We start from the raw sequence: 19,138 nt of genomic DNA, 5'->3' as shown, positions 1-19,138 counted from the left end.
TAATATTATTTTATGAGTACGTCAAGAAGAAAAAATGGTTTCTTGGCAACATAAAAATAAAATAAATATTGTTTTTTAATATTAAAATTTATTTTTAATATTTATTTAAATAATAGATATAACAAGTTGATTTTTTATAATTTCTGTACAAACTCGCATGATTCTTGGTGTCTTTATAAATTTTAAAAATTTTATGAAAAAACATGCTAAAATTACAGTCAGCTTAAATTTTTGCTACATAAATTTTAAATTTGCTACAAGCATTAAGCTATATTTTATGAAAGGTGACTGCAATATAGTATTGTAGAAACATCGTAGTTTAGGTATTTATGGTGTCACGGGGGAGACTTGAACTCCCGACCTCCGGCTTATGAGACCAGCGCTCTAACCAGCTGAGCTACCGTGACACTTTAAAATAAGTTTCGGATTATATAATTTTTAAACTTATTTGTAGATAAAAACCATCTTTATCTACAAACACAAAGTAAAAGCACCAAGAATCAATAAAACGTCTATTTTACGAAATAATTTTGAGCTAGAGATTTATCCTCGGGTGTGATACTAAATTTCTCGCTATCGATGCTAACTTCAAATTTATTTTCTCTGCTTGCTTTTGTATAAGCTAATGCAAGCCTTGCAGCTAGCTCTTTATCAGCTTTACTAGCGTTTTTGCTTATGAAGCTAACGGCTCCTACGATGTCATCACTCTCTTTAAATTTTACTTGTTCAAATTTATCGTTTGGATGTGCTAAAAGTGCGTTATTATCACTCTCATCACGGCCTATTATCATTTTTGCACCATCTGGTAAGCGCAGATGCCTACCAAGCTTTAGCCACGTTACATCGATATCTCGCATCTCTTTATCAAAATTTAGATAATCCTTTATCTTAACAGCAAAGCTCTCGATCGTTAGCAAACACCCACCTCCAGGCGTTGCAAAGTCCTCAAAGCCAAATTCCTTTGCCAAAGCAAGCTGCGGCTTTCTATCACGCCCACTTATATCAAGCAGCTTCTCTCTATCAACCCAACCCTCGCGCTCTGGCTTAGTTGGCGGCAAGAGTTTAGCGCACATCGGACGAAGCACCAAATCATCCTCGTCATCAGCTATGCGCTTAACCTGAAAGAGTGCATCTCTTCGCTGACTCATCGGTCTTTGACCCAAAACTTCGCCCGTGATAATGAAATTTGCATTTTCACTTTTTAGCATATTTAGAGCTGTTTTAAACATATATCCGTGACAATCAATACATGGGTTAAACTGCTTACCATAGCCATATTTTGGGTTAAAAAGCACGTCACGAAGATACTCATTTCTCATATCAACCACTTTTAAGCTAGCCCCAGCCAAAGCTGCGCGGCGTCTTAAAATTTCATGTTTTTCTTCATCTACGCCAAATCCAGTATCCATATAAAGTGCGACCACTTCGATGTTTTGATTACTTATTAATTTCATTGAGAGCATGCTATCAAGCCCTCCGCTAAACAAAGCTAAAGCCTTCATTTTTATCCTGAAAGTAAAATTTAAAGCCTAAATTTACTAAATCTAGGCTTTTATGAAGTTTATTTAGCAGCGTTAATTACGATTTTTTTGATGACTTCGCTCGCGGCTTTTAGACTGCTAACTGGCAAATACTCGAAGACGGAGTGAAAGTTGTTTGCCCCTGTGAATAAATTTAGCGTTGGTACACCTTTTGCGGATATCACAGCGCCATCATATCCGCCGCGCATCGGCTTTATATTTGGCGTGATATTTAGCTCGATAAAGGCATCTTTTGCTAGTTTTATCGGAAGTGAGTTTTCATCTTTTAAAAATTTAAAGACGTTTTCATAGCGTGTTTTTAATGTGATCTCACAACGTTCTCCATAAATTTTGTTAAAAGAATTTGCCATGTCGCTTAAAAACTCAAGCCTTTTTTGAAATTTCACCTCATCAAATTCTCTTATATCGATCTTAAGAGTTGTTTTTGCGCTGTTTCCGCTAAGCTCTTTTACCCAGAAATACCCCTCTTTGCCCTCGGTGCACTCTGGTACTTCGCCGCCTGGCAAAAGCGAGATAAATTTATGCGCAAGAAGTAGCGAATTTACAAGCTTGCCCTTTGCGTTCATCGGATGAGCAGAAACGCCTTTAAAGACCATCGTGCAGTCAGCCGCATTCCAGTTTTCATATATTAGCTCGCCTATCTCGCAACAATCTAAGCAGTAGCCAAAATCAGCTCCCAGCAAATTTACATCAAGTGCTTTTGCCCCAAGCAAGCCTTGCTCTTCATCTGGCACGAAGCAGATCACGATCTTGCCGTGCTTTACATCAGGATTTTGCATAAAATAGCTAGCCATATTTACGATGCTAGCGATCGCAGCCTTATCATCAGCCCCAAGCAAGCTAGTGCCGTCAGTCACGACTATGTCGTCGCCAACGTATTTTTTAAGCTCTGGATTGTCGCTAAATTTTAGATAAATTCCCTGCTCTTCGTTTAGGCAGATGTCGCCGCCTGTGTATTTTACGATTTTAGCTTTGGTATCATTTTTTTGCTCACTACTTGTATCTAAGTGCCCAAAGAATGCGATACTTGGAGCATTTTCGCAGTTTGCAGGAATTTTTGCTATCAAGATGGCATTGTCTTGCAAGATGATATCTTTTATGCCTAGTGAGCTAAGCTCTTCTTTTAAAAACTTAGCCAGCTCGTACTCAGTTGGGTTAGAAGGCATAACGCCTTTTAATCCATTCTCTTTATTTGTTGTAGTGTTAAATTTTGTGTAGTTTAAAAATCTCTCTACGATATCCATTTTTCATCCTTTTAGATGACAAAAAATGCAATCGCTATAACAGAGATAAACATACCTAAAAATGTTCTTTTAGCGATTTCAACTGGACTAACCATCGCAATGCCTGCACAAACGATAGCAGCACCGGCAATCGGGGAAGCCGATCTACCTAAAGCACCAGCAATAGCTGCGGCCATACCAAGCTTGTCTTGTTCAAAGCCAAGTGCAGCGGCATTTGTTGTGACAGCTTCGTTAAATGCAAATGTAGCAGCGTCGCCTGAACCTGTAACTATACCCATGATAAATGGCACAAATGTTCCGCCAAATTTAACGTAACTTTGATCTGTTTTAAGCCATGCGATGACCACATCAACGGCTCCACATGCCTTTAAACCAGCGACAAAGACACCAGCTGCGATGATGATACCCATAACATCAGCATAAGCGTGGCCCATTCCGTTAAAAAATTCTTTTGTGATCTTTTGCGGATTTGTAAGCGTAGCAAAAATAGCTATGATAGCACCTAGTATCATCGCCTCAGCAACGCCCATCTTTGTCCACGCAAGAAAGCTATAATCTTTCGCAAGGCTTGTTCCACCAATAACTAAGATAACAAGTGGAACTAGAGGCATAATGGCGTAGATGAAATTTACTTTAAATAGCGGTTTCTCTTCGCTAGTGTTACTATTTTCAAGAGTGAAATTTGTATTTTTTTGATAGTCTTTAAGCAGTATCGCAACAACAACTAACGCGATCACTACGATAACAAGAGCAGTAAATGCACTTGGAATTTGTACTTTTATGACATCTTGAACTGTGTAGCCCTCAACCGTCTTTTTAACAAGATCAGCCACATAGACGTTGTGAGCCGATCCTGGGCTTAAAACTCCACCAAATGTCCCTGCAAAAACAGCAGCACCAGCCATAGCTGGGCGGATACCTGAGGCCATTAGAAGTGGTATAAGTGTCGCACCAACAGCAGCGGAGCATCCTGCAGCTGAAGGGATAGCGATATTTATAAAATAAGTTAACACGGTTGTTGCGGGGATTAGTATAAAGCCCACATTTTTAAGTGGCTTTGTAAGAAGCGCAACAAGGTGTTTATCGCACATCGTGTATTTCATAACAAATGCAAAACCCATACTCGCACAAATCGCCTTTATAAGCCCTGCTTTAGTCATATAGTCAGTAAAAGCACTTAGTGCCCCCATAGGTTTTAGTGCGATTAAACAAAGCACCAAACCAACGCCTATTAGCACCGTTCTTGTCTCTTTTTTTAAGACTAGAAGCGCTACAACAGCTGCGATACCAAGAATGGCAGCAATTAGCTTAAATGTTTCCATACCTCTCTCCTTGCTTAGATTTTAAATTTAGTTCCAACTTCTATTTTTTCTATCTCTTTTTGATACTCAAATTTTAAAATTTCGCTGTGTCCTATGACCTGGGCCTCACTACCCTCTATGAGTAAAGCCGTGCCTTCAGGCAAAGCGTAGATAGTCTCTTTTGGATTAGCTATTAAAAATTCCTCCAATCTCTCCTCCCTGCTCTCGCCGTTATGGCCTGCTAGCTTGCCACTTATAAAGTGTGGGTTTATTTGATAAGGGAAGATATTTAGACTATCAAATGACTTTGGCATGATGATAGGCATATCATTTGTTGTCATCATCGTCTTACCGGCGATATTTGCACCAGCTGACCAGCCAAAGTATTTTGCGCCATTTGCCACAGCTTCTTTTATAGGCTCAATCAAATTTAACTTATAAAGCATATGAAGCAACATAAAGGTATTTCCGCCGCCAACCGCGATACTGCTAGCATTTTTGATAGCTGAAATTTTATCCTCGTAGTGATGGATTGATTTTATATTGCTATTTTTTAATCTATCAATTACTTTTTGCCCATACTCGTCATTTGTTCGCCTAACTCCAGCGTAAGGGATAAATAAAATTTCCTCCTTGCCGCTCTCACCCAAAAAGTCCTTAACCCAGTTTTTGCAGTGCCTTAAATAGCCAGTATCTTGATAGCTTGAAGCACTGATTAGTAAAGCATTTTTCATTTTTTTACTCCGTTTAGTTTGTAAGCAGATCTTAGATAGACATCAACCCCAGCCACCAAACACTCCTCATCAAAGTCAAATTTGCAGTTGTGATGGCCTGCTTTTAAATTTGTTCCTATCATCATATATCCGCTCTTTGCGCCCCTATCTTGCAAAGCTCTCATAAAGTGAGCAAAGTCTTCGCAAGCACCAAAGTCAAGCTCTTTTACGATCTTGTCATCATCTATAAATGGACTCTCTTTAGCTGCTTCATAAAAAATTTCTGTTACCTCTTTATCGCTGTCAGCTCCGCTTGTGCCGCCAGTCATTACGACTTTACTCTCTACGCCGTAAATTTGGCTAACGCCTTTAACGATATCCATGCATCTTTCATACATAAAATCATTTAAATTTGTATCTTCACCCCTTGTTTCGCAAGCTAGATAGCCGTTTGGAGCGATGACGTTTCTGCCTTCACCCGCTTTTAAAACGCCCACATTTATCCTAGTTACACCCTTTGCATGTCTTGTGATACCATGCATATTTAAAGCCATTTGAGATGCAGCCAAAAGGGCATTTGCGCCGTCTTGTGGTGCTCCTGCTGCGTGAGCTGAACGACCAGTGATATGCACGTCAAATTTAGAAGTAGCAAGTAGCTTATTTGTTCCACAGATGATGCCGCCGTTAGTTTTTGCCTGAAAGCCGATATGTCCGCCAAGCAGATACTCAATCCCCTCAAGCACACCAGCAGCTTCCATAGCCACAGCACCTCTTGTGCCCTCTTCTGCTGTTTGGAATATAAATTTAAATTTGCCATTAAATTCATCTAAATTCTGAGCTATAAGTTTTGCTAGACCTAAGCCAATAGACGCGTGTCCATCGTGTCCGCAAGCGTGCATGATACCAGCGATATCTGCACCAAAGCCCTCTTTACAAGGTCTGTGATCCGCATCTTCGCTCTCTGTCACATCGACGCTATCTATGTCAAATCTAAATGCTGTAAATTTACCAGGTCTTTTTGTATCTATAAAGGCAGTTAGGCCAGTTAGTCCATCTTTCATATAAGGAAGGTATTTCGCCTCTTCAGGGCTTAAAAGTTTTTTGGCTCTTTCTATTGCTTTTTCGCATTGCTCTTTTGAGCCAAGTCCAAGCCTTACATCGGCTTTAACGACCTTGTCACCAAGGCTTATTTCATAACCAAGATCACTAAGCCTCTTTGCTAGTACGGCGGTTGTAAAAAATGTAAACCAGCCAGTCTCTGGATGTGAGTGAAAATACCTGCGATCCTTGATCAGCTCATCTTTTAAAGAAAGAGCCAAATTTGCTATCTTATCCATAGATTTCTCCTTATTCATTTGATAGTTTAATTAGTGCATTTGTTAAAATTTGTGTAGCTTTGAAAGCATCATCAAAATTTATAGCCTCTGCTATATTGTGACTTATGCCACCAACGCAAGGTATAAAAAGCATGCCAACGCTACTTGCAAGTTTTGTTAGATTCATCGCATCGTGTCCAGCTCCGCTTGGCAAAGTAAGCGTTTTTATGCCAAGTTTAGCAGCCTCTTCGCTTAGTAAATTTATAGCATGCTCGCTAAGTTTTACTGGCTCGTCACTACTTAGTTCTCTTATCTCATAACTAAATTTTAGCTCACCACTTAGCTCTTTTATAAAATTTCTAAGCTCTAAATTTAGCTCTTCTAGGCTTGTTTTATCAATATCTCTTAGATCAACTCCAAGCCTTGCCTCGCCTGGTACAACGTTTAAAACGCCTGGCTTTGCATGTGCGTAACCAACAGTAGCCACAGCTGTTTTTTTGTTTTTAGCAAATTTATTGGCTGCGATTATGATGTGTGAAGCAGCTAGCAAAGCATCACTACGCATATTCATCGGCGTTGCACCGCTGTGATCTGCCTTGCCATGAATAATAATTTCAAATCTTATAGGAGCGGCGATACCGCTTACTACACCAACGCTTATGCCGCTTCGCTCAAGCACTGGACCTTGTTCAATGTGAAGTTCTAAATATGAATGAAGCGAGTGTTCTTTTAAAATAGAATCATTTAAATTTTGTGGGTCGAGTCCAAATTTGCTTATCGCTTCAAAAAGCGAAATGCCGTCTTCGTCTTTTAGCTCATGAAGCCTTTGTAGACCAAGTTTGCCGCTCATTATCTTGCTGCCAATGGTCGCTGTCTTAAACCTACTTGACTCTTCACAGCAAAAATTTATCAGCCAAAGTGGACGCTTTAGCTTAATGCCAGCCTCTTTTATCGAGGTTAGCGCCTCAAGTCCGGCCATAACGCCAAGCGTACCATCATAAAAGCCGCCATTTGGCACGCTATCGATATGAGAGCCCACACAAACTGGCTTCTCACCTGGCTCACAGCCATCATCATATATGGCAAAGATATTGCCAACATTGTCAATTTTAAGTTTAAAGCCATTTTCTTCTATTAAATTTATAAGAAAATTTCTAGCTTCCAAGTCTTCTTTGCTAAATGCAAGCCTTGTTAGCCCTCCACCTTTTAATGCTCCAAATCTGCTTATAGCATTAAAATTCGCCTCAAATCTTTTAAAATTTATCATAATAAATCCTTAAAAATAAAACTAATCTTAAAAATATTTATTACTTTGAACATTTTACATTTAGTTTTATGATTTAAAGCTGAATAAGTGTTAAATTTTGAAATCTAATTTTTTTGTAGTTTGTCGTATATGCTTTTTATAATTTCTGAAATTTTTTGCATTAATTCGATTTTATTTGGTTTTTGTGATTTTCTGGTATCTTCACGAAACTTCTCATAGTATTTTAGCTTTAGCTTTAAAATGGCCTCTTTAAGGCTATCTTCGCTCGAAGCTACATTTGAGCTCTCATCAACATAAATTTCTCTAACAAGCACCGCATTATCTTCAATATTTGGCAATAAAACAGCTTGAAAATAATCTTTATGGTGCAAGAAGAATTTCTCCTCAAGCTCGTTTAAAACGATAGCTTCGTAATTTTTATTTGCTAGCATGCTCTTTAAAACACTAAATTCCAAAATATCAGTTTTATCTTTTTTTTGAGCCGTTTGCTTATTTGTTATTGCAGCATTTGTAAAATTTTGATCTTGTCTATTTATATATCTTTGCCCATGAAGACTAAAAGTATTTAGCTCTATTTTGAGTAAATTTGAGACCAGCAATTCGTAGCTTTTTGCGATTATTGGCTTTAGAGAATTTGTAAATTCCACTATCTCTTCTAAGCATTTTTGCTTTTGCACTGGGCGCGTAATATCATATTTTTTTACAACTTGCTCGATATAAAACTCGCCAAGCTCAGTCCCTGAGCCAAACATCTCTTTTAGCTCGTCACTTCTACCTGCAAAGACCATATCCGCTGGGTCTGCACCATCTTTTATGATTACAACGCTTCCATCTATTTCGTTTTGCACTAAAAGACGAGATGATTTTATAGCGGCATTTATACCAGCCGAGTCACCATCAAAACAAAGTACTACGCTTATCTCGCCTCTTTTTAAAAGCGGTAAGTGATTAGTCGTAAGCGCGGTCCCGAGCACGGCAACAGCGTTTGTAAAGCCAGCAAAGTGCAGCATGATAACATCCAAATATCCCTCTGTGATGATAATCTGCTTTTTTTCAAAAATGCTTTGTCTAGCTAAATGATAGCCGTAAAGCAGCTTTGACTTGTCAAAAACTATGCTTTGTGGAGAATTTACATATTTTGCAGGATGATCCGAGATCGTTCTACCGCCAAAGCCAACTAGCTTTGCCGTGTGCGCATATATGGGAAATGTGATACGCTCGATAAAACTAGCATAAATTCCCTTCTCGTTTTGCTTTACGATTCCAACTTCAAGCGCCTCTTTTGGTTCGATATTTTCATTTTGTAAAAGCCTAATGGTACTAGAGCTCTCCCCTGCCCAGCCAAGCTCAAATTTCTCGATCATCGCATCATTTATACCGCGAGAATAGATATATCTCACAGCGGCTTCATGCTTGAAAAATTCACTCCTATAAAAGGCATTTACCTTTTCTAAAATATGCTTATTTTCTTTTTGTGTTGGAGCTTTATCGCTTGTGTATTCAAGGCTAAAATTTACAAGGCTAGCTATTCTTTCGATAGCTTCTGGATAGGTTAATTTCTCATAATCCATTACAAATTTGATCGCATCTCCGCCGGCCTTGCAAGCAAAACAGTGAAAAATTTGCTTGCTTTGACTTATGCTCATACTAGGATTTCTATCATCGTGAAATGGGCAGACGCATTTATAGTTTGCACCCATTTTTTTAACTGGTAAATAGTGTTCTATAATGTCAACGATATCGATTTGATTTTTGAGTTTTTCTATGGATTTTGGATCTATCATAAGCAAAATTATACAACCGCTTTGTTATAATTAAAGTAAAATTTTATTACAAAGTATGAGCGTGGATATTTTTTTCATTGGGCATAGAGATCCGATATTTAGCCTTATTATTTTATTTAGCATTATTTTGATGATAGCCGCACTAAGCTACGCTTGGGGCATCTTTTCAAGCAAAGATGAGAAAAAACGCATTGAAAAATTTATAAGAAAATTTGATAGCAAAGACGGCATAAGTAGCGAGCATAAACAGATGCTACAAAGCCCAGATATAGACGCTCAAAGCCTTTGTATGCTAGGGCAAACTTTTGCCAAAAATGGTGATTTTGAAAAATCAATTAGTGTTTATCTCATAGCACTTGGCAAAGTTAGGGATAAAAATGAAAAAGAATTTATCCTAAACGAGCTTGGAGAGGTCTATTTTAAAGCAGGCTTTTTAAAAAAGGCTAGTGAGGTTTTTGAAAAGGCACTCGAGCTAAGTCCTAGAAATGTCATCGCACTTCGTTTTCTAACAATGATAGATGAGAAGCTCAAAAACTACAAAGAAGCACTTTATGCACTAAATTCGCTTGAAGAGCTAGGAGTAAATATAAAAGATCAAAAAGCTTATATTAAGGCCATCAGCACGCTTGATGATAGAAATTTAAGCTTTAATGAAAAGATAGAAGTTCTCTCTCGTCTTAGCCAAAATTTTGAGCTTTTAAAGCGCATGATCTTGGTGCTTTTTATAAGACATAATGAAAATTTAGAAAATTTAAAAGATTTTGCTCGTTTTGAAGATGTGATCGATCTGCTTTACAACTTAAAAACACCTATAAATTTAAGCGATCCAAAATATAAATCACTCTTTTATGCAAAGGACGATATAGATGAGCCTTGCGAAATTTATGGTTTTGAGCTAAATGTCATCAAAAAACTAAAAGATGCTAAATTTGACGCAGCAGGGCTAAGCTTTAACTACGTTTGCAAAAGCTGCAAAAACTCATTTCCTATGCATTTTTACCGATGTCCGGTCTGTCACGAGCTAGGAAGTGTCAAAATTTTATCCCACATCACAGAAAAACCAAGTGAAGACAGTAACACTTTTTAGCGACGGTTCGTGCCTTGGAAACCCTGGAGCTGGCGGGTGGGCTTATATTTTGAGATTTAATGAAGCTCAGAAAAAAGAGAGTGGCGGCGAGGCATTTACTACAAATAATCAAATGGAGCTAAAAGCTGCGATAATGGGGCTAAAAGCGCTAAAAGAGCCTTGTGAAGTGAGACTATTTACCGATAGTTCATACGTAGTAAATAGCATAAATGAGTGGCTTGCAAACTGGCAAAAGAGAAATTTTAAAAATGTAAAAAATGTCGAGCTTTGGCAGGAGTATTTGAAAATTTCAAAGCCCCATAAGGTCATAGCAAGCTGGGTCAAAGGGCATGCTGGACATCCTGAAAATGAAGAGTGCGACCAGATGGCAAGAGACGAGGCACAAAAGATAAAAGACGAGAACGAAAAATGAAAAATTTAGAAGAATTTGAAGAGAGTCTTGGATATAAATTTAAAAAAACAGAGCTTTTAGAAGAGGCGCTGACTCACAAGAGCACCAAGCAGGCGCTAAACAACGAAAGGCTTGAGTTTTTAGGCGATGCGGTGATGGATCTAATTGTGGCTGAGTATCTTTTTAAAAAATTTAGCAAAATCGCAGAGGGCGACATGAGCAAGCTAAGAGCTGCACTTGTCAATGAAAAAAGCTTTGCAAATATGGCAAAGCATCTAAAGATGGGTGAGTTTTTAAGGCTAAGCTTGGCTGAAGAAAATAATGGCGGACGTGAAAAAGATAGCATTTTAAGTGATGCTTTTGAGGCTGTGATGGGGGCTATTTATCTCGAAGCTGGTCTTCTTAAGGTAAGAGAAATTTCTATCAACTTACTTGAGCTTTGCTATCCACAAATCGATTTTGCTCACCTTGAAAAAGACTACAAAACAGCATTGCAAGAGGTCACTCAAGCACATCTTGGCATCATACCATCTTACGAACTAATCAGCACATCTGGTCCTGATCACAAGAAAGAATTTGAGATCGCTCTACTGCTAAATGGCGAGGAAATTTCAAGAGCTATTGGCAGCTCTAAAAAGCAAGCCCAACAGCTAGCTGCAAAAATTGCACTAGAAAAAATCAAAAAATAGGAACGAGCTTGAATACATTTGGCAAAAAACTAACCCTAACAACATTTGGCGAGAGTCACGGAGTAGCCATAGGTGGCGTGATAGACGGACTTCCAGCTGGGCTAAAGATCGATACAGATTTCATCCAAAGTGAGCTAGATAGACGCCGTCCTGGACAAAGCAACTTTACAACTGCAAGAGATGAAGCCGATAAAATAGAAATTTTTAGCGGTGTCTTTGATGGCATAAGCACTGGAGCGCCGATAGGTTTTGCTATTTTTAATAACAATCAAAAGTCAAACGACTATGAAAATTTACGTGAAATTTTCCGCCCCGGGCATGCTGATTTTACATATTTTAAAAAATATGGCTTTAGAGATTACAGAGGTGGCGGACGCTCAAGTGCAAGAGAAACGGCTGTTAGAGTAGCTGGTGGAGCTTTTGCACAGCTGCTTTTAAATGAGTTTAATATAGAAATTTTAAGTGGAGTGCTTGGTATAGGCAAAATTTTTAGCGACAAAATAGACTTTAACTTTGCTAAAAATTCTCAAATTTATGCTCTTGGCAATGAAGAAGCGATGAAAGAAGTGATAAATAAAGCTAGAAGCGAGCACGATAGCGTAGGAGCTGTGGTTTTAAGCGTGGCTAGAGGAGTGCCAGCTGGTCTTGGTGAGCCACTTTATGATAAGCTAGATAGCGCTTTAGCAGCGGCTTTGATGGGAATAAACGGCGTAAAAGCCGTAGAGATCGGTGCTGGCGTGAATGTAAGCTCTATGCTTGGCTCAGCGAACAACGACGAGATGGACGAACTTGGCTTTTTGAGCAATAACGCTGGTGGCATACTTGGCGGTATAAGTAGCGGCGCTGAGATCGTGTTAAAGAGCCATTTTAAGCCTACGCCTTCGATATTTAAAGAGCAAAAGACACTAAATTTAGCTGGCGAAGTGGTAGATTTTGAGCTAAGAGGCAGGCATGATCCTTGTATAGGCATACGAGGAAGCGTCGTTTCAACCGCGATGATAAGGCTAGTTATCGCCGATATGTTGCTACTAAATGCTAGTACAAAGCTTGAAAATTTAAAGAAAATTTACGGCTAAATCTATAAAAATAAGTAAATTTAGTGGCCCAAAAAGCCACTAAATTTTTAGAATCTATAAGCAAACTGAAGTTTTTACGCTACTTTGATCTTTTTTGCCAAAAGATTGTGCTATGCCAAAATTTATGAGTGTCGCATAAGTTGGCGTATATCTTAGACCGACCTCAACCTCTGAGCTCGCGCCTTTTTGAGTTAGGCTGATCTCCTCGTCTTCTTGGATCACTGCTATTTTTGAGTAAATTTTAGCTCTACTTGATGTAACGCTGCTAAATTTTAATGTGCTTTGTCCGATATCTGCCTCATCGCTACCGACATAAGAGAGTGCGTAATTTAGCCCACTATCAAATATAAAACTATCAAATTTTATCTTTTTGCCGACGCCAAAGCTGGCATTGTAATATGGCATCGAGATTTTATAATCTACATCTTTTGCATCAACCTTAGTTTGGCTCCTACCAGCTTTTGCCATGAGATCGATATAAAAATCACGTGGTAAATTTAGCCTTGAAAAAATACCAAATCCATAATTTCTAACTCTACCATCTATTTTGGCATCTTCATCGCTGTTATCAAATGTTGGCATAGCAAAGGCCCCAAGTATAGACTCGCCATTTTTATTTTTACTTTGCTAGAATTTACATCACTTCTATCTATTAAACCAATATAAACACCTGATTGTCTACTTTTTTCAATAGAAGGGATAATTGTATTAACTCTTTTATGCATTGTATTTACCCTAACTCCACTAGTAAAATTTATCCATTTTACTTATTTTGTTTCTAAAAAATTTTTATTAGAAATTTTAGCCTTAAGATCAATTTTTCAAAAACGAACTTTTACTAATTTTCATCTATAATCACCCAATGAAAAACGAAGCACAAAAATTTTATGCCGTCATTGATCTAAAGTCCTTTTACGCCTCAGTTGAGTGTGTGGAGCGAGGGCTTGATCCGTTTAAAGCCGATTTAGTCGTAGCTGACGATAGTCGCGGCAACGGAAGTGTTTGCCTAGCCGTTAGCCCAGCTCTTAGAGCCAAAGGTGTGAAAAATAGATGCAGGCTTTTTGAAATACCAAAGGCTATAAATTTTATCATTGCGCCGCCTAGAATGCAGTTTTACATCGACTATGCGGCTAAAATTTATGAGATATACCTAAAATATGTCTCAAAAGATGATATTTATGTCTATTCTATCGATGAAGCCTTTATCGATCTTACTTCTTATGTTAAATTTTATAATACCGATGCAAAATCCATGGCCAAAAAGATAATGGATGAAATTTTAAAAACTACTGGCGTGACGGCCACCTGTGGCATGGGTACAAATTTATACCTCGCAAAAATCGCCCTTGATATCCTGGCTAAGCACAGTGATGATGGGATTGCATTTTTAGACGAGCAGCTTTACAAAGAACGTCTTTGGACGCATCAACCCTTAGATGATTTTTGGCGTATCGGTAAGCAAACTAGGCTAAAGCTGGAAAAACATGGAATTTTTTGTATGAAAGATATAGCAAATGCTCCGCGAAGTCTGCTTGAGAAATTTTTTGGAGTCGATGCCTATATAACGATAGATCACGCAAATGGCATAGAGCCAACGACAATAGCTGACATAAAAGCATATAAACCAAGCACAAAATCCTACTTTAGCTCTGAAATTTTACCAAGAGACTACGAGCGTTGCGAGGCGGTAGTCGTACTAAAAGAAATGGCTGATAGGCTAGCGCTTAGGATGATCAACAAAGAAGTAATGGCAAGCGGAATAACGATAAATATAAAATTTGCCGACAAGCTTGAGCCACACCAGCGTGCAAGCGTTCGGTTTAAGACACCAACAAATGTCTCAAGCGTGCTGATGAGTTTGGCCGAAGAGCTACTTTTAAACAAGATAAAAAATGTTGGGCTGATTAGGCAAATTAGCATCAGTGCAAACGACGTAGTAAAAGAAAGCCTAGCTCATCAAAGTCTTTTTGATGATGGCGCTAAAGAAAAGGCGATTTTAAAATCCCTAAATCTCATAAAAGAAAAATTTGGTAAAAACTCGGTTTTAAGAGCGATCGATCTACTACCAGAAGCCACTGGGCAAGATAGAAATAAAAAGATCGGAGGGCACAAAAGTGGCGAGTAAAGATAGAGCAAAAATTTTTAGCTCGTTTAATCCTCTCTCAACCTTAGAGCGAGCCCTGCGACAAAAAGAGCGAGAAAAATGCGAAAAACTAGATCTTGATGAGAGCATGATGGATGAAATTTTAAAAAAGATAAGCGAGCTAAGGCCGGCTGATGAAGTATATGTGAGCTATCATGACGGCTACACCTATACAAGTGCTAGAGGGCTAATCTCCGATGTAAATTTCAAAAATAAAACTCTTATGATTGTAAAAACTAGGATCAAATTTGAAGATATAAATGACCTAAAAATAATTTAGCCCCCAAGCGAGGGCTAAATTTATATAAATTCTACAAAGATTGTAAAATTTTTGGTTTAGAAAACGCAGTTATTGGCTTGATCTCGCCTTTATATTTTTCAAGATCCGCTAGTATCGTATGTCCGCAGTTGCTTTGAGCGATACTAGATGTGCCTTTGTCGCGTGTTAGAACATTGATGCAACCGTGTTTACAAAGGCTTCTTTCGCCAAGCACTTCAGGGTCATACCATGCACCTTCGCAAATAGCGATGACATGCTCTGGGATTATGTCAGTAACAAGCGCTCCTACTAAAATTTCACCTCTATCGTTAAAAACTCTCACCACATCACCAGTTGCGATGCCTTTTTTCTTAGCGTCATTTGTGTTTATTAGCATCGGCTCTCTTGCGCTCACTTCAGCGTAGTTTCTGATTATTGAGTTATTTAGCTGAGAGTGCAAGCGGTATCTTGAGTGAGGGGTTGTGATGCTAAATGGATATTTCTTAGCTTTTTCACTACCAAGCCACTCAAACGGCTCGATCCAAGCAAAGTGTGGAGCAAAGTCTTTGTAGCCAAATTTAGCAATAGTTGGAGAGTAGATCTCTATCTTGCCTGATGGCGTGCCAAGACGATTTTTGTGTGGATTTTCTCTAAATGCACTAAGTCTTGTGTAGTATTTTGTCTCTTCATTGTCTTTGTCAAATTTAACATAGCCCTCTTTCCAAAACTCATCAAAGTTTGGCATTTTAAGATCTAGTGCCTTGGCTTGTTCCACCGCATCTGCGTAAAATTCTTTTGCCCAGCCAAGCTCATCTTTACCCTCAGTAAAGACCTCTTCTCTGCCCCAGCGTTTGCAAATTTGTGAGCAGATCCAGTAGTCGCTTCTGCTTTCGCCCATTGGCTCAACTACTGGTTTGTATGCCACGATGTATTCGCTTGATGGGACACTTTGGTTGATGTCATTTCTTTCTACCTCAAGCGCCACTGGTAAGACGATGTCGCTTAGTTTAGCTGTGCTTGTCCAAAATGGCTCAGCTGTGATAACAGTATCAAATTTACGCCATGCTTTAACTGCATTGTTTACATCTTGGTGTCTTGTAAACATTGAACCAGAAGCCATATAAGCTACTCTCATATGTGGAAGTTTGATCTTAGAGCCGTCATAGTCTATCTCTTTGCCAGGATTTTGCAAAGCTTCGATTGATCTTGAAGATGGGATGGTTACGTTTTTAAATTTCTTCCACGGAGCACCATCTACGTTTTCATATTTCTCGCTTATCCTAGTGCTGATACCTTTTAGAGCAGGTGCTATCTTATCAGTGCTGCCGTTTCCGTAGTAGAGGTTAAACTCAAATCCAAGACCCTCTTCACCGATGTGGCCAAGCATCGCACTAAGAGTTACGATACCCCAAAAGCTCATTTCGCCATGGTCTTGTCTTTGAAGTGATCTACCAGCGATAATAGTGCTTGGCTCTTTTGCGAGTACGGTAGCAAATTTTGCAATCTCTTCAGCTTTTACACCACAAATTTTACTAGCCCAGTTTATATCTTTTACCACTTTGTCGGTTGTGCCAAGTAGGTAGTCTTTAAATTTATTAAAACCAACTGTGTATTTTTTTATAAATTCCTCATCATAAAGCTTGTTTTCATAAAGATAGTGACACATACCAAGCATCATTGCTACGTCAGTATTTGGACGAACGATGATAGTTTCAGAATCAAGGTATCTTGTAGTGTCATTTTTAAAGACGCAAACGCTATAAGTTTTAATACCAGCATCTTTTATCTTTTTAATACCAAGATAACCATCATGTGTTGGTGGCTGCCATGAAATTTGACCAGTTACAAGCGGGTCAGTACCCCAAAATACGATGTTCTTAGCATTTTTAACCATAGCTTCCCATTTTGTAGGAGCGTCATAAACTGCACTATTTCCAAGGACGTGAGGCATGATGACAAGGCCAGCTCCAGTTGAATAGTCACCGCTCTCTTCGACGTATCCGCCAAGCACTTTTAGCATCCTGTGACCAACAGTCCTACCCCAGCTGATCTTACCGCTGCCGCCCCACCAGTAGCATTCGCCGTAAATGCTTTCAGGGCCATATTTGTCAAAATTTTCTTTTAAGGCTTTTGCAGCAAGGTCAAGTGCCGTATCCCAGCTAACACGTACAAATTCTTCTTTGCCACGAAGCTCGCTTTTTGCCGCGCCTTTTGCCTTTAAGTAGCTTTTTCTTACGTACGGATAAAGTACGCGACTTTCATTTTGGATGAGATCTGGCAAACTATTATTCATTGTATTTGGGAATTTATCACCATCAAATGGATCAACAGAGACGATTTGATTTGAGTTGGTATTTGCCCAAAATAGACCAAATCTATTTGCTCCAAAAGTTTTCTTTTGGTCAAAAATAGTTTTTGTCACACCTTCAATCCTGTTTGCTTGTGCCGCAGTGGCTGCAAGTGCAGAAAATTTTATAAAATCTCGTCTTTTCATATTTTCTCCCTTATGAAAAATTTATTTTACTTTTTTGGCATTGTGTTGTAAGTATTTGAGCACTAAATTTAGGTCAGTTTCGTCTAGTGCTACAAATTTTGCATCGACCATTCCAGCTAAATTTGCTGGCCACTGAGCCGCTGTAAAGCTATTTGGCTCGTGAAGTCTATGACATGCTGAACAAGTCTCTTCGTAAATTTGTTGTGCTTTTACGTAAAGCTTTTTTGTATCGCCACCAAGTGCGTCATTTGGTACTTCGTAAACGCCCTCTGCTTGGTACCAAACCTCGCCGTAGTCATCTTCAAGATCTTTTACTTTTTTGAAATTTGCCTCACTCTCGTCATTAAAAGCTACAAAGATTTCTGGATCTTCTATACTTCTTTGAAGTTGGGCTAAGTAATTTGCCGAAACTACGCCACTAACCTTGATCTTGCTCGTTTTATCGCCTTTTTCGACGACTTCAACTGGTGTTAAAACCTCGATCTTTCCGATCATCTTGCCATCTAGCGTTATATTGGCATCTTTTGCGATGACATCTGCACTAAAAGCAAGACTACATGCTAAGACAGGGGCTAAAAATAGCATTTTCATGTTGCAATCCTTAAAAATAAAATTTAAAAAAAATTTATAACCTAATGACTTAAAATTACATTGTTATATTTAGCTTTATTTAAGAAAGTTAATATTCATTTTTATTAAAAATAAGATTTAGCAGAAAATTTATCAATGGGTTTTGTTGATTGTTTTGATAGCTAAAAATATAAGCAAACACAAGCTCTGTAAAAATTTTACTTTTGGATATAGTGAAGTAAAAATTTAACCTTACTTCACTAACTACTATAAAAAAGTATGGCAGAGCTTTTATAAACTTAAAAATATAAATTAGTAAACTTCTTACAGAATTCAAAAATATGCTAAAAGTTACTACTCTAAATTGCTAGCTATGTTAAGACTTTATAGAGTTTTATCATTTTAAAATTTTTGTCAAAACGTCTTATTATCAATCTAGCAGCTTTGCTTATCGCCTAGCTCGCACGCCTTTTTTCGCATTTGCTTTGCCTTTTTCGCGTCTTTTTTTACTTGCTCGTATCTGTTTTCGTTGAAATTTCCCTCATACAGCCACGCCGCTCTTGCGCAGCCGCCTACGTAGCCTAGCTTACACGAGCGCTCGTAATACTCCATCATCTCGCCTATATCGCCTCCCGTTCGCTCTATCATCCAGCCCACGTTGTAGCATCCGGGAGCGTATTTTTTGTTGCATAGGGTATTGTTTATCGCAAACGACTGCACCTCGTCGCCCAGCTCTTCTTGGATAAAATTGGCTAGCGCCAAGCAACCGGGCAAATACTCGTAAAGGACGCAGCTAGCCTTGTAATACGCGCTAATCTTGGTCTCGCGCTCGCTCTTGTCCGCGGCTTTTACTAGATTATTTTTATAAAGTTCACCCAGATAAAAGCAGCCCTCGCCGTCTCCTTTGGCGCAGGCTAGACTAAACAGTCCCTCCGCCGCGCCGTAGTCTTGCTTTGAGTTAGCCGCTACCATACCCGCTTGCACGCACTCTTTGGTGACGTTTAGGTCGGGATTTTTGCATTTTTTGAGCTTTTCTAGCGTATCTGCGGCCAGCAATGGCAAAAGGCCCGGCTCGCTAGCGAATAAATTTATCGCCGCAAGTAGCGCAAATAATAATTTTTTCATTTTTATCCTTAAAAATTTGCCTAACCCCGCGCTTTGGCGATGCAAGCGGCGATAGCCTGCATCAAAGCGCCGCGAAATCCGCCATTTTCAAGCGCGACAAGTCCCTAGATCGTGGTTCCCGCCGGCGAGCAGACCTCG

At 38.9% G+C, this 19,138-nt stretch carries 17 protein-coding genes and 1 tRNA gene; 6 read left to right on the top strand and 12 right to left on the bottom strand.

What is annotated here, in order from left to right:
* Window positions 1-330: 330 nt before the first annotated feature.
* The 8 genes from CYP51_RS03105 to dnaG all read right to left on the bottom strand — a co-directional run bounded on the left by CYP51_RS03105 (window position 331) and on the right by dnaG (window position 9,166).
* A tRNA-Met gene (locus CYP51_RS03105) sits at window positions 331-407 on the bottom strand.
* Between the two features lie 105 nt (window positions 408-512).
* Complete coding sequence (locus CYP51_RS03100; protein ID WP_103624341.1) at window positions 513-1,502, bottom strand: argininosuccinate synthase domain-containing protein; 990 nt, start codon at window positions 1,500-1,502, stop codon at window positions 513-515.
* Between the two features lie 59 nt (window positions 1,503-1,561).
* Window positions 1,562-2,785, bottom strand: coding sequence for a peptidase T (gene pepT, locus CYP51_RS03095; RefSeq protein ID WP_103624340.1), 1,224 nt, complete (start codon window positions 2,783-2,785; stop codon window positions 1,562-1,564).
* 11 nt (window positions 2,786-2,796) lie between these two features.
* Complete coding sequence (dcuC, locus tag CYP51_RS03090; RefSeq protein WP_103624339.1) at window positions 2,797-4,107, bottom strand: C4-dicarboxylate transporter DcuC; 1,311 nt, start codon at window positions 4,105-4,107, stop codon at window positions 2,797-2,799.
* 14 nt (window positions 4,108-4,121) lie between these two features.
* Window positions 4,122-4,820 carry a dipeptidase PepE gene (pepE, locus tag CYP51_RS03085; protein ID WP_103624338.1) on the bottom strand — a complete coding sequence of 233 codons (699 nt, stop codon included), beginning with the start codon at window positions 4,818-4,820 and terminating at the stop codon, window positions 4,122-4,124.
* Window positions 4,817-6,136 carry an amidohydrolase gene (locus CYP51_RS03080; protein WP_103624337.1) on the bottom strand — a complete coding sequence of 440 codons (1,320 nt, stop codon included), beginning with the start codon at window positions 6,134-6,136 and terminating at the stop codon, window positions 4,817-4,819. Before CYP51_RS03080 ends, pepE begins: the two co-directional genes overlap by 4 nt.
* Window positions 6,137-6,146: 10 nt before the next feature.
* Window positions 6,147-7,382: a M20 family metallo-hydrolase gene (locus tag CYP51_RS03075; protein WP_103624336.1), complete on the bottom strand. Its 1,236-nt coding sequence runs from the start codon at window positions 7,380-7,382 to the stop codon at window positions 6,147-6,149.
* 104 nt (window positions 7,383-7,486) lie between these two features.
* Window positions 7,487-9,166: a DNA primase gene (dnaG, locus tag CYP51_RS03070; protein ID WP_103624335.1), complete on the bottom strand. Its 1,680-nt coding sequence runs from the start codon at window positions 9,164-9,166 to the stop codon at window positions 7,487-7,489.
* Between the two features lie 55 nt (window positions 9,167-9,221).
* Here dnaG and CYP51_RS03065 point away from each other — a divergent pair, with 55 nt between their 5' ends.
* From CYP51_RS03065 to aroC, 4 genes are read left to right on the top strand one after another with little or no spacing between them, the layout of a single operon-like run.
* Complete coding sequence (locus CYP51_RS03065; RefSeq protein WP_258032775.1) at window positions 9,222-10,253, top strand: tetratricopeptide repeat protein; 1,032 nt, start codon at window positions 9,222-9,224, stop codon at window positions 10,251-10,253.
* Window positions 10,231-10,665 carry a ribonuclease HI gene (gene rnhA, locus CYP51_RS03060; RefSeq protein WP_103624333.1) on the top strand — a complete coding sequence of 145 codons (435 nt, stop codon included), beginning with the start codon at window positions 10,231-10,233 and terminating at the stop codon, window positions 10,663-10,665. The genes CYP51_RS03065 and rnhA overlap by 23 nt, the downstream gene beginning before the upstream one ends.
* A complete protein-coding gene (gene rnc, locus CYP51_RS03055) occupies window positions 10,662-11,333 on the top strand; it encodes a ribonuclease III (protein WP_103624332.1) in 672 nt (223 codons plus the stop codon). Before rnhA ends, rnc begins: the two co-directional genes overlap by 4 nt.
* A gap of 8 nt (window positions 11,334-11,341) precedes the next feature.
* Complete coding sequence (gene aroC / locus CYP51_RS03050; RefSeq protein WP_103624331.1) at window positions 11,342-12,409, top strand: chorismate synthase; 1,068 nt, start codon at window positions 11,342-11,344, stop codon at window positions 12,407-12,409.
* A gap of 54 nt (window positions 12,410-12,463) precedes the next feature.
* On the opposite strand, the gene CYP51_RS03045 is transcribed toward aroC, so the two are convergent.
* On the bottom strand, window positions 12,464-12,991 hold the full coding sequence (locus tag CYP51_RS03045) for an autotransporter domain-containing protein (RefSeq protein ID WP_103624330.1): 528 nt from the start codon (window positions 12,989-12,991) through the stop codon (window positions 12,464-12,466).
* A 280-nt stretch (window positions 12,992-13,271) separates the two neighbouring features.
* Here CYP51_RS03045 and CYP51_RS03040 point away from each other — a divergent pair, with 280 nt between their 5' ends.
* Together CYP51_RS03040 and CYP51_RS03035 are read left to right on the top strand one after the other, a co-directional pair.
* Window positions 13,272-14,534, top strand: coding sequence for a Y-family DNA polymerase (locus CYP51_RS03040; protein WP_103624329.1), 1,263 nt, complete (start codon window positions 13,272-13,274; stop codon window positions 14,532-14,534).
* Entirely contained in the window at window positions 14,524-14,832 is a 309-nt protein-coding gene (locus CYP51_RS03035; protein WP_258032774.1) for a YolD-like family protein, read from the top strand. The genes CYP51_RS03040 and CYP51_RS03035 overlap by 11 nt, the downstream gene beginning before the upstream one ends.
* A gap of 31 nt (window positions 14,833-14,863) precedes the next feature.
* Here CYP51_RS03035 and CYP51_RS03030 read toward each other — a convergent pair whose 3' ends face one another.
* The 3 genes from CYP51_RS03030 to CYP51_RS03015 form a co-directional block, all read right to left on the bottom strand.
* Window positions 14,864-17,305: a molybdopterin-dependent oxidoreductase gene (locus CYP51_RS03030; RefSeq protein ID WP_103624328.1), complete on the bottom strand. Its 2,442-nt coding sequence runs from the start codon at window positions 17,303-17,305 to the stop codon at window positions 14,864-14,866.
* 21 nt (window positions 17,306-17,326) lie between these two features.
* The gene (locus tag CYP51_RS03025; protein ID WP_103624327.1) at window positions 17,327-17,896 is read right to left on the bottom strand and encodes a hypothetical protein; all 570 of its coding nucleotides are present in this window, start codon (window positions 17,894-17,896) and stop codon (window positions 17,327-17,329) included.
* 414 nt (window positions 17,897-18,310) lie between these two features.
* Entirely contained in the window at window positions 18,311-19,000 is a 690-nt protein-coding gene (locus tag CYP51_RS03015; RefSeq protein WP_103624325.1) for a tetratricopeptide repeat protein, read from the bottom strand.
* Window positions 19,001-19,138: the final 138 nt, after the last annotated feature.

Source organism: Campylobacter concisus, assembly GCF_002912895.1.
GTDB lineage: Bacteria > Campylobacterota > Campylobacteria > Campylobacterales > Campylobacteraceae > Campylobacter_A > Campylobacter_A concisus_G.
The sequence above is the reverse complement of the archived record's forward strand: the minus strand, read 5'-3'. Positions and strand labels throughout refer to the sequence as shown.

Coding starts and splice junctions, on each gene's coding strand:
- CYP51_RS03025 (WP_103624327.1), bottom strand. CDS start 17,896: ATGAAAATGCTATTTTTAGCCCCTGTCTTAGCATGTAGTCTTGCTTTT.
- pepE (WP_103624338.1), bottom strand. CDS start 4,820: ATGAAAAATGCTTTACTAATCAGTGCTTCAAGCTATCAAGATACTGGC.
- dnaG (WP_103624335.1), bottom strand. CDS start 9,166: ATGATAGATCCAAAATCCATAGAAAAACTCAAAAATCAAATCGATATC.
- CYP51_RS03080 (WP_103624337.1), bottom strand. CDS start 6,136: ATGGATAAGATAGCAAATTTGGCTCTTTCTTTAAAAGATGAGCTGATC.
- dcuC (WP_103624339.1), bottom strand. CDS start 4,107: ATGGAAACATTTAAGCTAATTGCTGCCATTCTTGGTATCGCAGCTGTT.
- rnc (WP_103624332.1), top strand. CDS start 10,662: ATGAAAAATTTAGAAGAATTTGAAGAGAGTCTTGGATATAAATTTAAA.
- CYP51_RS03075 (WP_103624336.1), bottom strand. CDS start 7,382: ATGATAAATTTTAAAAGATTTGAGGCGAATTTTAATGCTATAAGCAGA.
- CYP51_RS03045 (WP_103624330.1), bottom strand. CDS start 12,991: ATGCCAACATTTGATAACAGCGATGAAGATGCCAAAATAGATGGTAGA.
- CYP51_RS03100 (WP_103624341.1), bottom strand. CDS start 1,502: ATGAAGGCTTTAGCTTTGTTTAGCGGAGGGCTTGATAGCATGCTCTCA.
- CYP51_RS03030 (WP_103624328.1), bottom strand. CDS start 17,305: ATGAAAAGACGAGATTTTATAAAATTTTCTGCACTTGCAGCCACTGCG.
- CYP51_RS03065 (WP_258032775.1), top strand. CDS start 9,222: ATGAGCGTGGATATTTTTTTCATTGGGCATAGAGATCCGATATTTAGC.
- CYP51_RS03040 (WP_103624329.1), top strand. CDS start 13,272: ATGAAAAACGAAGCACAAAAATTTTATGCCGTCATTGATCTAAAGTCC.
- CYP51_RS03015 (WP_103624325.1), bottom strand. CDS start 19,000: ATGAAAAAATTATTATTTGCGCTACTTGCGGCGATAAATTTATTCGCT.
- pepT (WP_103624340.1), bottom strand. CDS start 2,785: ATGGATATCGTAGAGAGATTTTTAAACTACACAAAATTTAACACTACA.